9 protein-coding genes are annotated in these 14481 nt (G+C 32.3%); 3 read left to right on the top strand and 6 right to left on the bottom strand.

Annotated features, from left to right (window positions below; all coding sequences use genetic code 11):
- Positions 1–5 precede the first annotated feature (5 nt).
- The 4 genes from BG261_RS08230 to BG261_RS08215 form a co-directional block, all read right to left on the bottom strand.
- Entirely contained in the window at positions 6–1037 is a 1032-nt protein-coding gene (locus tag BG261_RS08230) for an ABC transporter permease (protein WP_070793121.1), read from the bottom strand.
- Between the two features lie 75 nt (positions 1038–1112).
- Entirely contained in the window at positions 1113–2027 is a 915-nt protein-coding gene (locus tag BG261_RS08225; protein ID WP_070792861.1) for an ABC transporter permease, read from the bottom strand.
- 60 nt (positions 2028–2087) lie between these two features.
- Entirely contained in the window at positions 2088–3752 is a 1665-nt protein-coding gene (locus BG261_RS08220; RefSeq protein WP_070792860.1) for a peptide ABC transporter substrate-binding protein, read from the bottom strand.
- Positions 3753–3929: 177 nt separating this feature from the next.
- Complete coding sequence (locus tag BG261_RS08215) at positions 3930–5585, bottom strand: peptide ABC transporter substrate-binding protein (protein ID WP_070792859.1); 1656 nt, start codon at positions 5583–5585, stop codon at positions 3930–3932.
- 233 nt (positions 5586–5818) lie between these two features.
- Between BG261_RS08215 and BG261_RS08210 the strand changes: the two genes are divergently transcribed.
- From BG261_RS08210 to BG261_RS08200, 3 genes are all read left to right on the top strand, one after another.
- The gene (locus tag BG261_RS08210; RefSeq protein WP_070792858.1) at positions 5819–8158 is read left to right on the top strand and encodes a 5'-nucleotidase C-terminal domain-containing protein; all 2340 of its coding nucleotides are present in this window, start codon (positions 5819–5821) and stop codon (positions 8156–8158) included.
- A gap of 161 nt (positions 8159–8319) precedes the next feature.
- Positions 8320–8832 (top strand): helix-turn-helix domain-containing protein, encoded by a 513-nt coding sequence (locus BG261_RS08205; protein WP_070792857.1) that lies wholly within the window; start codon positions 8320–8322, stop codon positions 8830–8832.
- 65 nt (positions 8833–8897) lie between these two features.
- On the top strand, positions 8898–9428 hold the full coding sequence (locus BG261_RS08200; RefSeq protein ID WP_070792856.1) for a helix-turn-helix domain-containing protein: 531 nt from the start codon (positions 8898–8900) through the stop codon (positions 9426–9428).
- 29 nt (positions 9429–9457) lie between these two features.
- On the opposite strand, the gene BG261_RS08195 is transcribed toward BG261_RS08200, so the two are convergent.
- Together BG261_RS08195 and mfd are read right to left on the bottom strand one after the other, a co-directional pair.
- Positions 9458–10936 (bottom strand): oligosaccharide flippase family protein, encoded by a 1479-nt coding sequence (locus BG261_RS08195; RefSeq protein ID WP_070792855.1) that lies wholly within the window; start codon positions 10934–10936, stop codon positions 9458–9460.
- A complete protein-coding gene (gene mfd / locus BG261_RS08190; protein ID WP_070793120.1) occupies positions 10923–14480 on the bottom strand; it encodes a transcription-repair coupling factor in 3558 nt (1185 codons plus the stop codon). The genes BG261_RS08195 and mfd overlap by 14 nt, the downstream gene beginning before the upstream one ends.
- Position 14481: the final 1 nt, after the last annotated feature.

Genomic DNA, 14481 nt, shown 5'->3' with positions numbered 1-14481 from the left:
CCTCCTTAATCCTCTGATGATGCTTTCGGATCAAATGCATCTCTTAGCCCATCACCAACCATAATAAATGATAGAGAGATTAAAACCAAGGCAATTGATGGTACGAGAACTTGATAAGGATAAAATTGTAATTTTGATTGTGCGTCACTTATAAGAGAGCCTAGTGATGCTGTTGGTGGTTTAACACCTAAATTTATAGCTGATAAAACAGCTTCATACATTATTGCAGCAGGAATTGTCATCATTACTTGAACTATGATTGTTCCTGAGATATTCGGCAATATATGTTTTAGGGCAATTTTTGGACCTGATTCACCAATAGATTTAGCTGCCAGAACAAAATCTCTTTCTTTATATGAAAGGGTCAAGTTACGTACTTGTCTTGCCATACCGACCCAACCAGTCATTGCAATTGATAGGATAATAGAAAGTACTCCACTTCCTAGAAGAAGTCCTAACATTGTAACTATTACTAGATTAGGAATAGATGAGATAATCTCTATAATTCTTTGAAGGATAGTATCTGTTTTCCCACCTTTCCAACCTGAAAAGAGACCGTAAGCAACGCCAATAATAAGGTCGATTGCTGTGGCAGCCAAAGCTACAATTAAGGAAATTCTTATACCAACAATTACTCTCTTACCTAGAGAACGCCCTAACTCATCAGTACCCATAAAGAATTTTTTCCCTTCAGGTACATTCTGTTGTTTATAGACGTCTTTACTTTCAGTTGCTCCTGGTTCCTCAATTTTTCCATTAAGTCCTGGTACAGGTAAGCCAGTTTTTGGTGGTAAATTTTTATAAGTGGCTACTTGGTCTGAATTGAAATAGTTAGCATCTTTTTGTGGTACAAATATTGTACTAATTGCTGCGGCGATAATTAAAAATACTAAGAACCATGCAGATACTACCGCTAGTTTGTTTTGTTTCAGTCTACGCCAAGCATCTTGTGTAAAAGTTAATGATGGTTTTGATATCTTTTCCTGAGAAGCAGTATCTTGTAAACCAACCAATGTAAAATCGGCGTCTTCTGACATTGCATCTACTTGATTATAGACTGGTAATTTTTGTAAATTATTATTTTCTTTTGTCATAATGTACACTGCTCCTTTCTATTGTAAACGAACACGAGGATCAACAAGTGCCATTATAACGTCAGTTACTAAAATCATAGCCATTAACATTAGCGAGTACACTATCGTAGTTCCCATGATTACTGGGAAATCCTTAGTTGGTATTGATGTTACGAATTGTTGTCCAATTCCTGGAATAGAAAATATTTTTTCAATAAGTGCTGATCCAGTTAAAAGATTTGCAGCCATTGGTCCAATTAAGGTTAGTACAGGAATAATAGAATTTCTGTAAGCATGAGCTCTTACTACTTCACTATCATCCATGCCCTTAGAACGTGCTAACTCAATATAGTCTGAATTTAAAACTTCAATCATTTCTGACCTTACAAAGCGAGTTGTAGTAGCTGCTGGACCCGCTGCAAGTGCTAAGGTAGGCAAAATTGTTTGGGTAAATGAACCCCATCCAGTAACTGGAAAGATTGGGAATCTAAATCCTAATATATAAAGTAAGAACATTGCATATATGAAACTAGGCACTGCAATTCCAAGTGTTGAGATGATACTAACAATTCCATCAATAATATCATTTTTATGTCTTGCTGAAATTGCCCCAAAAATTAATCCAAGAATAACCCCAATAATTAGAGCCTGTATACCTAATTGGATAGAAATTCCCAATCTCTGATTAATCAATGTTGATACTGATTGATTAGCATACTGGAATGATGTCCCAAAGTCACCATGAAGAGCATTTAGTAAATAAGTAATATATTGTTGGAAAAGTGGTTTATCTAATCCATATGCCTTATTCATTTGAGCTATCATATCTGGTGTAAGTCTTGGATTATTATAGGGTGTTCCTGGCATGACTTGCATCATAAAAAATGTAATAGTTATAACTATCAATAAGGTAGCGAATAAGATCGCCAATCTCTTTAAAATATATTTCCACATAATTATTATTCCTTAAAACGAAAGAAGAATTGAATATATCAATTCCTAGTTTCGTAGTTCTTATTTTGATTCACGATATGCATATTTAAAGTCTGTATTTAAACCAGTACTTGCAAAAATTACATCCTTAACCTCTGGATTTTCAAGTGCATATCTACCACGCCAATATAGAGGGTTAATATTTGCTTCATCATAAAGAGCTTTTTCAACATCTTTATAATCATTATTTCTTGCTTCATCATTTAGAGCATCTTTTGTTGTAGCTAATTTAAATGACTCATCGTAAGCTTTATTTGAAAATTCTCCGTTATTGTATGGAGCACCTGTAGGGAATAAGCTATAGAAAGTAGAACCTTCTGGATAGTCACCACCCCAAAGTGAAATTACCATATCAAAATTATGATTTGTAGAGTCTTGCAAACGTTGTTTAAATGGAACAAACTTTTGTTCAATCTTAAGTCCAGGTAGAGCATTTTCCCACGCGCCAGATAAATATTCAACAGTTGTTTTAGCAGCAGGATTATCAGCATCAGATGTTATTGTAAGTTTAACTGAACTTTCTCCAATTTCTTTCAACCCTTCATCCCATAATTTCTTAGCTTCATCTACATTATATGTATAAGGTTGTTTCACAAATTCTGCTAAATCTTTTCCATCGCTTGTTTTAGCAAGTTCGGCAGGTACTAATCCAGTCGCTGGTTTAGAAACTCCTGCAGTCACTTGATCGACCAATTCTTTTCTATTAGTTGTTAAATTCAATGCTTGACGAATTTTAGTGTTAGAAAGAGCTTTATTTTTACCATTTTGTAAGTATTGAATATATGCTGTAGTTGCCTCAGCAACATATTTCACACCTTTTTCATTTTTATTAGCATTGTACAAATCTGGTGTACCAATTGGAGCAAAATCAAGTTTATTTTGTTTATACATTTGTACTGCATTTTCTGGTTGTTTTACAACTTCAAAATCAATTTCTGGTGCTTTTACACTATCTTTGTCCCAATAGTTTTCATTTTTAACAAGTTTGAATGATCCATTTGTACCATTCCATCCTTCAAATTTATAAGGACCTGAATAAAGTTGTTTATCAGAAGTTGTTCCATATTTATCACCTTCTTTTTCAACAAATTTCTTAGATTGTGGCATAAAATTTGTAAAAGTCAGTAAATATTCAAACTGTGGTACTGGTCTTTCTAAAGTAAAAGTAATTTTATTACCATCTGCTTTAACACCTAGGTCTTCAACTTTTCCCTTACCTGCTAAAATATCATCAGCATTTTTAACTCCTGATGCTAGGTAAGAGTATTCTGAAGCAGTTTTCGGATCAACAATGCGTTGCCATGTATAAACAAAATCTTCAGCTGTTAATTCTGAACCATCTGACCATTTCAATCCATCTCGAAGTGTAACTTCATAGCTTAATCCGTCTTTCGAATGGGTAATCTCTTTTGCCAATTCAGGAACTACTTTACCATCTGCATCTATACGAAGTAGATTAGAACCTGTATTACCAATAATTGTTCCTGAATATGTGTCAGTATTTTTAGAAATATCTAATGTAGAGATATCAGTCGGAAATGTCCAACGAATAGCTTGTCCTTCTTTATTGTCACTTTTCTTATTTCCATTGTTCAAAACAGAATATGCACCAAATGCAACAACAGCTACAGCTGCTGCACCGATGACATATTTAGTAGTAGAATTTTTCTTTTTCTTCTTTGCCATAAGTATCCACTCCTCAAAATTGTATTTTCAAGTGTTAATGTTATAATTTTCAGAACAATTTGTCAATAGAATATCAATAGAATATTCTGTTAATTTAGAATATTTCATATACACATCAATTTCGAACTGATTTATAACAAAAGAGTTGCCTAGTAAGGCAACTCTTTCTTTAAATTATTATTTTTCAGCATCTTTAAAGTCTACATTTAAACCTGTAGTTGCATAAATAACACCCTTAACATCTTTATTTACCAACGCATATGATCCCTTCCAAAATAGAGGATTGATATTTGATTCATCATACAATGCTTTTTCAGCATTTTTATAGTCATCATCTTTTGCAGCTCCATCCAATGCATCTTTTGTAGTTGCTGCTTTGTACACATCATCATAAGTTTTGTTTGAGAACTGTCCATTATTGTATGGCGCACCTGTTGGGAACATTCCATAAAATGTTGAGCCTTCAGGATAGTCACCACCCCATCCAGACATTACTAATTCAAAATTTTGATTTTGTTGATCCTGTAATCTTTGTTTGAATGGTACAAATTTTTGTTCAACTTTTAATCCCGGAAGAACATTTTCCCACGCTCCTACAAGATATTCTACAGATGATTTAGTTTCAGGTCTATCCGCATCCGCCGTAAATGTTAATGTAACCGAAGACTCACCAATCTCTTTTAACCCTTCTGTCCATAGTTCTTTTGCTTTCTTAGCATCATACGTATAAGGTTGTTTTACATATTCAGATAAATCTTTGCCTGATTCTGTTTTAGCAAGTTCTGTCGGAGCAAGTCCAGTAGCTGCTTTAGCAACACCTGAAGTTACTTGGTTTACAAGCTCGTCTCTATTTGTTGCCAAATTTAACGCTTCACGGATTTTCTTATTTGCTAATGCTTTATTTTTTCCATTTTGTAGATATTGAACATAGTTTGTTCTAGCTTCTGCAATATAAGTAGCTGATTCATTTTCTTTGTTAGCATTATAAAGATCTGGGGTAGCAATTGGAGCGTAGTCTAGTTTTCCTTGTTTAAAAAGCTGAACTGCGTTTTCTGGTTGTTTAATTACTTCAAAGTTTACTTCAGATACCTTCACATTTTTAGCATCCCAGTATTTTTCGTTTTTAACAATTTTAAAAGTACCATTTGTTCCATTCCAACCTTCAAATTTATATGGTCCTGAGTAAATTTGAGTATCAGAGTTGGTTCCGTACTTATCTCCTTCTTTTTCAACAAACTTCTTAGATTGAGGCATAAAGTTTGTAAAAGTTAATAAATATTCAAATTGAGGCATTGGATGCTCTAGAGTAAAAGTAATCTTATTTCCATCTGCCTTTACTCCAAGTTCATCAACTTTAGCTTTACCTTCTGTAATTGCATCAGCATTCTTTACACCAGAAGCCAAATATGCATATTCTGATGCAGTTTTTGGATTAACCAACCGTTGCCATGAATAGACAAAATCTTCCGCTGTTAAATCTGATCCATCGGACCATTTAAGTCCATCTTTAAGTGTCACTTCGTAAGTTAAACCATCCTTAGAATTTGAGATTTTTTCAGCCAAATCTGGTACTGGTTTTCCATCCTTGTCCATTCTCAACAAGTTTGAACCTGTATTACCAATGATTGTTGATGAATACATATCGGTATTTTTTGAAATATCAACAGTTGTAATATCAACAGGTAAAGTCCAATTTAAAACCTGACCCTTATCATCAGTTTTACTTGTGCTCTTGTTTCCTAAGACACTATATGCACCAAATCCAACAATAGCTATTGCAGCCGCACCAATGACATATTTAGTTACAGAACTCTTCTTTTTCTTCTTAGCCATATCTCACTCCTAAAAACTTTCTATATTATAGCTACAAATGATATAATATTCAGAAAAATTTGTCAACAATAAAATTGACTAAATTTTCTTTCTTTATTTAAACAGATATTATTTATCGCAAATACGAACTATATAGTTAAATTTCAGGTTAATTTATTATAAAAGGCTTTTCATAACTAATATTATATTTTATAATTAGGGTATTGTTATAATAATTTTTAAAAGGAGTAGGAATGAAAGAGAAAAAACACATAGGTAAATATCTTAAAAGTATAAGTTTGATTGCAATTGGTTCAGCAACTTTGTTATTTTCTAATGTAAGCTTAGCTGAAGAATTCTCATTTACTATACTACATACAAATGATATGCATGGTCGTATGCAATATGATGAGAAAAATAAATCAATTGGTTTAGCTAGATTAAAAACCTTAAAAGATCAAATCAATCCAACATTAATGTTAGATGCAGGTGACTCAGTTCAGGGTCTTCCAATTTCTAATAATAGCAAAGGAATTGAAATGGCCAAAGGTATGACCATGATTCCTTACGATGCTACTACTGCAGGAAACCATGAATTTGATTTTGGCTATGACCAAGCAATGAAATTAAAAGAATATACACCTCTTGTATCAGCAAATGTTTATAAAAATGGTCAACAATCCTTTGATCCTTATAAAATTATTGAGAAAGATGGTAAAAAATTCGCTATTATTGGTCTTACAACACCAGAAACTACAACTAAAACTCATCCTAACAATATCGTTGGAGTAACTTTTGATGATCCAATACCTACTGCTGAAAAATATATGGAAGAGCTTAAAGGAAAAGCAGATGTATTTATTTTTCTTAGTCATCTAGGTGTTGATGCTACAACACCTGTAGAATGGCAAAGTAGAACTCTTGCTAAAGAATTGAGTAAAAGTCATCCTACAGATAAAATTGTAATAATCGATGGTCACTCGCATACAGAACTACCAAATGGCGAAAAATATGGAAATGTTCTTTTAGCTCAAACTGGTAACTACTTAAATAACGTAGGAGAAATTGAAGCTAAATATTCTGACACCGATAGTTCAATTAATGCTAAATTAATACCGTTTTCAGAAGTAAAAGACTTACCTGCTGACTCAAAAGTTGACAATTTTGTAAACCAAGTTGCAGATAATTTTAATAAAGACATGTCTGAAGTTGTTTTAGAAGGAAATACAGTAAATCTTGAGGGCACAGGGGCAATGGTTAGGACACGTGAAACTAATCTTGGTAATCTAATTGGAGATGCTCTTTATCAATATGGACAAACTGGCTTTACACACGAAAGTGACCTTGCAATAATAAATGGTGGGGGAGTACGTCAATCAATTAAAGAAGGAAATATAACTAAAGGAGATATCTTATCAGTTCTTCCTTTCGGAAATACTATTTCACAAATTGAAGTAAATGGTCAACAAATTTACGATATGTTTGAACATTCTCTTAGGTCAATTGCATTAAAAGATGAAAATGGAAATATCATTTTGGACGAAAAAGGACAACCAGCTCTTGATAGAAACGGTGGATTTTTACAAGTATCCTCTTCTGTAAAAGTATATTTCGATTCAAATTTACAGGGTGAAGTCCCTGAAGAAAATACACCCGGTCAACGTGTTCTTAAAGTACAAATTCTAAATAGACAATCAAAACAATTCGAAGATGTTAATTTAGAGAAAATATATTACTTAACAACAAATGATTTCTTGGCAGCAGGTGGTGATGGTTATACAATGCTTGGTGGTACTCGTGAGGAAGGTCCATCAATGGACGAAGTATTTACTAACTATTTAAAATATGAAGGTAAAATATCAGAAGATAGAAAAGAACCTTTCCCTTACGAAAGAATTATTCCTATTAAAAAAGAAGTATTAGATTATAGAGAAAATGCAATAAAAACAATTAATGAACTTTCTTCTATAACTGACGATGCTAAAGCAGATTATATTCATAATATCCAATCATCTAATTCAGTTGAAGATATCGATAAGATATTAACTGAAGCTAAACTTGAGAATAGAAAACTGGAAGCAATAAAAGAAATTAATACTTTGAAATTTATAAATGAAGCAGATAGAGCTAAATACATTGAAGAAATTAAACAAGCAAGCTCTGATGATTCTATTAATTCTATTTTAAAGAATGCCACACAAGATGATAAAATAAAATCACTTGAAAAAGAATTAGCAGAACTAAAAGAAAAAACAATCAAAGAAATAAATGACCTTAAGAATTTAAATAAAAAACAAAAAGATGAATTCACTCTTGCAATTAAAAACTCTGTATCTAAAGATGAAATTGACAAGATTGTAAATGATGCTGTAAAGAAAAATAAAGTACAAGATCCACAAAATCAAATACACACAAGTGAATCTAGTAGCACAATAAACAGTAATTCAAGTAAAATTAAAGATTCTAAAGTTTCTAAAACAAATTCTGGTAAGTATCTACCAAAAACCGGAGATGTAAACAATTATGTAGCCCTAGCAACAGGTCTAATCTTTGTAACTTCATCACTTGTAATTGTTTCGAAGAAAAAACAATAATATTTATATAAAAAAGAAGGATTACACCTTCTTTTTTTATATAATATTTACTATGGTGAAACACTTTAACGTTTAAATTTGGCATATGTAAAAGAACTTATATAGACAGTTGGTTACATTTTGAGATAATAAATCTATCAAGGAAGAAGGGTATTAAACAAGTGGAATTAGGAACTATTTTAAAAGATAAACGCTTAGAGAAAGCTTATACTCAAGAATATGTAGCTGATAAACTTTTTGTAAGTAGGCAAACCATTTCAAACTGGGAGAATAGTAAGACCATTCCAGATATTGAAAGCCTAATTGACTTGGCTAATTTTTATGACCTTTCTTTAGACAATATATTATTGAAAGGAACTGACATCGTGGAAAATATAAAGAAAAAAGAAAAAATTGCTGAGATAAGAAAAGGAACTGTACCTTTTCTTATCTCTACTATACTTACTATGGTGCTCCTCTTTAAAATACTAGCAGCACCAAAAGTTGATATCGTTAGTTTTGTCATATGCTTAGCAATTATGATTGCAAATTTATTTATTATACTTTATTTTGCCAAAGAGGAAAATAAAATTAAAGGCTTACCTTTTAAAACAAAATCATTTTTTATTATGGTAATAATTGGAGCCCTAGTTGGCTTAATTATTGGTGCAATAGCAGGTCATATATTTAAATAAGTTAGCATATTTTTCGAAATAAATATTTTTATGGAACAATGAATAGGTGATAAGGAATATAGAGAATGGAATTAGGCAAAATTTTGAAAGATAAACGGTTGGAAAAAGCTTATACACAAGAATATGTAGCTGATAAACTTTTTGTAAGTAGACAGACTATATCAAACTGGGAGAATAGTAAGACCATTCCAGATATTGAAAGCTTGATTGATCTTGCTCAATTTTATAATCTTTCACTAGATGATGTATTATTAAAGGGATCTGATGTTGTCGAAAATATTAAAAAAAATGAAAGAAGACTTGAACTTAAGAAATGGTATATTCCAATTTCAATAACAAGTATATTATCACTAATACTCTTGTTTAGAATGGTCATAAATTATAATATTAACCTTAAAAATGCACTTTTGTATGAGTTGGCTATATTACTAAATATAATACTATCAAGTCTATTCTTTATGAAAGAAATTTACGAATCTGATAATAAAAAGTTAAATACAAAAAAATTATTCATTCTCATGATATTTGGAATGCTTCTAGGGGCAGTTTTGGGTGCCCTAGTTGGTCAAATTATTGAGTATTTTACATCAAATTAAAAAGTTGAGACTTCTCTCAACTTTTTTTCTTATAATCCCAATTCTTCCCACAAATCATTTGAGAAGGCTTTTAATTTCTTGGCAGATAGAAGGAAGACTCCTGCAGAAACTACACTTATAATTACTAACTTAATTAATTGCATAAAACGGTGTTCCACGTGGAACATATTTGATCCAATCATTAAAGTTGCAGCCATTAAAATTAGGGAAATAATAAATCTTAAATTGAATATTTGAGCTGGGAATTTTTTACTAACGAGGATATAAGCTATCAGAATAAATGATATGCTTATGACACTAGATAGACTAGCACCACTTAACCCCATTTCCCTTGTTAAAAGGGGGCTAAGGAAAATTTTAAGAACCAAACCTATGATAAGGATAATTCCTGATTGTTTATTTCGTCCTTCAAGAAATAATAGGTGATGATAAAATTGAACAATTCCTATTAAGGCAACCTGACTAACAAAGATTATTAAAGCTGTACTTTGACTATTACTCTTAAATAAAACTTGATTCATTTGTGGGAGTAAGATCATCAAACCAACTGTTAATGTGATTGAAAGGTATACAGTTAAATCAAAAATATTTTTTATTTTTTTCTCACTTTTATCAAGTGTAAGTCTTGGCAATGCATTTGTAAATATTGAGGTTACAAAAACTAGACCTAATTGTAAAAATGGTTGACCTCGATCATATATTCCTTTCAGAATCTCTGCTTGGTCACTTGAAATACCACTAGCTACTAATGCATCTTTTACAGTGAAGACATCTATAAGCTGCATAATAAGCATATAAATCATGAAGAAAACAAACACTAGAGAAGATAATCCAAATCTTTTTATGATTGTAAACTTCGCCTTTACATTAGTAAAATCTTTAAAAAGATTTTTAAATTTAATATCAGATTTTGATATTAAATATATCAAAGTTACAAGACCAGCTAGAAAACTACCTAGCATTGCTAGTGATGATACTCTGTAAACATCTTCATCAATAACTAAAAATGTTAAAGCTGCAAGAATAATCATTGTAACTCTGATTGTTTGCTCAAGAACCTGTGATATTGCTGTTGTGGTCATGTCCAACTGACTCTGCTTTACACCTCTGTAAAGAGAGAGAAAAGGAACTAACAATAAGGGAGTTATTGAACATATCAGGGAAGTTGCTAGTTTTTCCGTTCCCATGGCTCTTGCAAGAGGTATTGATAAAACCGTTAAAATAATGAAACTTACTAAAGATATTATCAAAGTAACTTGGAAGAATTGACTTTCATCTTCTTCACTTGTATCAGATGTATTTAATAGGCTGGAAAGAAAATTAGGCAAAGCTGTCAAACTTAATGTTGTGATTATGGCATAAAATGGATAAACTTGCTGGTATGCATAAAATCCTAAATCACCTACAATATTTTGATAAGGAAAGCGGTAAAGGGCTGATAATATTTTTCCAATCAAACTAGAAATTATTAAAATATTAATTCCCTTCAAGCGCCTAATCATTTCCATCCTCTGATGTCTCTTCTAATTCATTTTCTTCTTGGGAGACTTTCTTAAGCGAATCTTTTTCATCTCTGATTTCACTAAGTCTTTCTGTAAATCTAATAAGTTCAGACAGGTAATTAGCATCACTTCTATTTTTTATATCGAAACGAAGAACCATAACTCCTGATTCCTCACCTAATTTAACAGGAAGATCAGTTTTTGATAAGGCATCAAAATAATCTTGAGGAAGGTAAACATTTTTTGCTGCCATAGACATGGTGTAAACAATTGTATCTTTTTGTTTAACCATTCTATCAACCAAGGCGTTATCAGCATAGTACTTGAGTAAACCAATCTCTAACAAGAAGGCGACTGCATCTGGATATTCTCCAAAACGGTCAATAAGCTCATCTTGAAGGTTTTCATAGTATTTTCTGCTATCAATTTCACGTATGCGCTTGTAAATCTCAATTTTTTGTCTTTCATCAGTGATATAATCGCTTGGAATGAATGCATCAATACCAACGTTAATTTCAGCATTACTTGTTTTCTTACTATTTCCTCTACCAAGGCGACTATTAACTGACTCTTCCAATAGTTGTGAATATAGGTCGAACCCGACACTTTCAATAAAGCCTGATTGTTCAGCTCCTAATAGGTTACCAGCTCCTCGGATAGAAAGGTCACGCATAGCAATTTTAAAGCCGCTACCAAGCTCTGTGAAGCCTTTAATGGCATCCAAGCGTTTCTCGCTAACTTCTGATAACTGCTTATCTGGATCGTACATAAAATATGCATAGGCTATACGATTACTACGACCTACACGCCCTCTTAATTGGTAAAGTTGTGAAAGTCCCATGTAATCTGCAGCCTCGACAAAGAGGGTATTTGCGTTAGGGATATCAACACCTGTTTCAATGATTGTTGTTGTAACCAACATATCATATTCACCATTTACAAAATCAAGTAAAGTATCTTCAAGTTGTACTTCATTCATTTGACCATGCACATATCCAATACGTGCTTCAGGAATTAATTCTGATAATTGGGCCACTTTTTGCTCAATAGTGTCAACACGATTGTAAAGGTAGAATATTTGTCCACCCCGACTTATTTCACGTAAAGATGCATCACGAACTACACCATAGTTTGTCTCCATTACATAAGTTTGAACTGGGTAACGGTTGGTTGGAGGTGTTTCAATAACTGAAAGATCTCGTATACCAAGCATTGACATGTGTAAAGTTCTTGGTATTGGTGTCGCCGTTAGAGTCAATACATCAACCTGTGACTTAAGTTCTTTTAATCTTTCCTTATGCTTTACACCAAAGCGTTGTTCTTCGTCAATAATCATTAGACCTAGGTCGAAAAATTCAACGTCCTTTGAAAGAATTCGATGTGTTCCAACTATGATATCTATTCTTCCCTTTTTAAGTTTATCAAGGATATCTTTTTGTTGTGATTTAGTTTGGAAACGTGAAAGCACTGCAATTTCAACACCAAATTCGCTAAAACGTTCAAGCATTGTTGAATAGTGTTGTTCAGCAAGTACAGTAGTAGGTACCAGAACTGCTACTTGTTTATGATCATTCACTGCTTTGAAGGCTGCACGCATAGCAACCTCAGTTTTACCAAACCCAACATCTCCAACTAAAAGACGGTCCATAGGACGTTCTTTTTCCATGTCTTTCTTGATTTCAGCAATACTTCTCAATTGATCTTCAGTCTCTGCATAAGCAAAGTTATTATCAAACTCTAATTGGTTATCGTCATCTTTTGAAAATGCATATCCTTTTTGACTTTGACGAAGAGCATAAAGTTTTATTAAATCCTCAGAGATATCTTCAACCTGCTTATTGACAGTACGCATTGTACGTTTCCATCGACCATCATTAAGTTTATTGATTTTTGGAGCTTTACCTTCACTAGCTGTGTATTTTGTCAGCATGTCCAGTTGATCAACAGGAACTGAAATTCTATCAGAATTTTGATATTGGATGGTCAAGTAGTCTCTATGAATACCACCAACTTCAATGGTCTCAATTCCCATATACTTACCAATACCATGGTTCTTATGTACAACATAATCACCAATCTCAAGCTCGTTGTAGTCCTTTAGACGCTCAGCATTTGAAATATTATTAGATCGGCGAATTCTTTTCTTTCTTACCTTACCAAAAATTTCCTGTTCAGTTATGACAACTAGCTTGTCATCTAAGAAATTGAAGCCTTTACTAATAGCTGTAGAAGAGATCAGATTGACCTCTTTATTTTTAATATCATATTCTTTGGTTTCTGTAAATTTAATGTCAACATCTTGTAAAGATTGAAGCATTTTACCATATTTTTCAGGAGTAGCTACAATAACAACTGTATTTTCATTTTTTACAAATCGGTCAATTTCAGCTTTTAAAAGTCCAAGTTGTCCAAAAAAGTCTTGCATACTATGTTGATTAAAATTATATATTGCATCAAATCTTAAATTTCCCAAACCTTTTTGGAAATTAGAAAAGAAAGAAGATGGTTTATAATTTCTAACCTTTGAAAAATTATCTGCTAAATATTTTTGGCCTTCAACATAACGTCCTAGATTTTTTTCACTCAATATAAAATCAGCTAATTCAAGACTAATTTTATTATTCATTTCATTTATTTTTTGGAAATCATCTAAGAAAAATTGAACATTCTTGGGAAAATAATCAAATAAAGTCGTTTCTTTCTTATAAAAGAATTCAGCAAATTTACGTAAATCTTGATGATAGTATCTATTTGATGCTGCTGAAACTACTTCTTCAAGATATGACTTGAAGATATCATCATCACTTTTATCAATTATCTTGTAAAGTTTCTTTACACCTCTATCAAATTCTTCATCAGATAGAATAAAGTCATTTGCAGGTTTAATAACCAAAGAATCAAGTTGTTCAACTGATCTTTGTGTCTCAACATCAAAATACCTTATACCATCTATTTCGTCCCCAAAGAATTCAATTCTTACAGGATACTCTGCATCAAGAGAATATAAATCTAAAATATCCCCACGACGTGAAAATTCCCCAGGAGTCATAACCCTCTGGGTTCTTTCATATCCAATATGACCAAGCTGATCAGCAAGACTATCTAAATCTACTTCCTGACCAACTTTAATTTCCTGATAAGCACCTTTAAAATTTTCTACTGAAGGTAGTAGCTCTCTTAGGCTCAAAAGAGGTGTAATAAAGAATCCTGTACGTTTAGGATCAATTAGAAATTCCAAGGCTTCCAGCCTATATGTGACCCTATCTTTACTAGCAATAGCGTAATCAGCATATACATTGTCATCAGAAAAATATTGAACTACTTTATCTTCACCAAGTAAATTTCCCAACTCGTCAAAAAGTTCACTAGCATGATACTGGGTATCTGTGATTAATATATATTTGTCAGGATCATTATCATAGGCATTGGCCATAACAAGACTCTTAATACTTCCAGATAATCCCAAAAGTAGTGTTCTTGACAAGGTTGTAAACCTTGATTCCCAAGCCTGTAAATTTCTATCCTCATTTAATAAATCAATAATGTTCATA

The organism is Floricoccus tropicus (assembly GCF_001832905.1).
Taxonomy (GTDB): domain Bacteria; phylum Bacillota; class Bacilli; order Lactobacillales; family Streptococcaceae; genus Floricoccus; species Floricoccus tropicus.
The sequence above is the reverse complement of the archived record's forward strand: the minus strand, read 5'-3'. Positions and strand labels throughout refer to the sequence as shown.

What these genes read in the sequence shown, in the direction of transcription:
- BG261_RS08220 (WP_070792860.1), bottom strand. Translation starts at nt 3,752, where the DNA reads ATGGCAAAGAAGAAAAAGAAAAATTCTACTACTAAATATGTCATCGGT.
- BG261_RS08230 (WP_070793121.1), bottom strand. Translation starts at nt 1,037, where the DNA reads ATGTCAGAAGACGCCGATTTTACATTGGTTGGTTTACAAGATACTGCT.
- BG261_RS08215 (WP_070792859.1), bottom strand. Translation starts at nt 5,585, where the DNA reads ATGGCTAAGAAGAAAAAGAAGAGTTCTGTAACTAAATATGTCATTGGT.
- BG261_RS08195 (WP_070792855.1), bottom strand. Translation starts at nt 10,936, where the DNA reads ATGGAAATGATTAGGCGCTTGAAGGGAATTAATATTTTAATAATTTCT.
- BG261_RS08210 (WP_070792858.1), top strand. Translation starts at nt 5,819, where the DNA reads ATGAAAGAGAAAAAACACATAGGTAAATATCTTAAAAGTATAAGTTTG.
- BG261_RS08225 (WP_070792861.1), bottom strand. Translation starts at nt 2,027, where the DNA reads ATGTGGAAATATATTTTAAAGAGATTGGCGATCTTATTCGCTACCTTA.
- mfd (WP_070793120.1), bottom strand. Translation starts at nt 14,480, where the DNA reads ATGAACATTATTGATTTATTAAATGAGGATAGAAATTTACAGGCTTGG.
- BG261_RS08200 (WP_070792856.1), top strand. Translation starts at nt 8,898, where the DNA reads ATGGAATTAGGCAAAATTTTGAAAGATAAACGGTTGGAAAAAGCTTAT.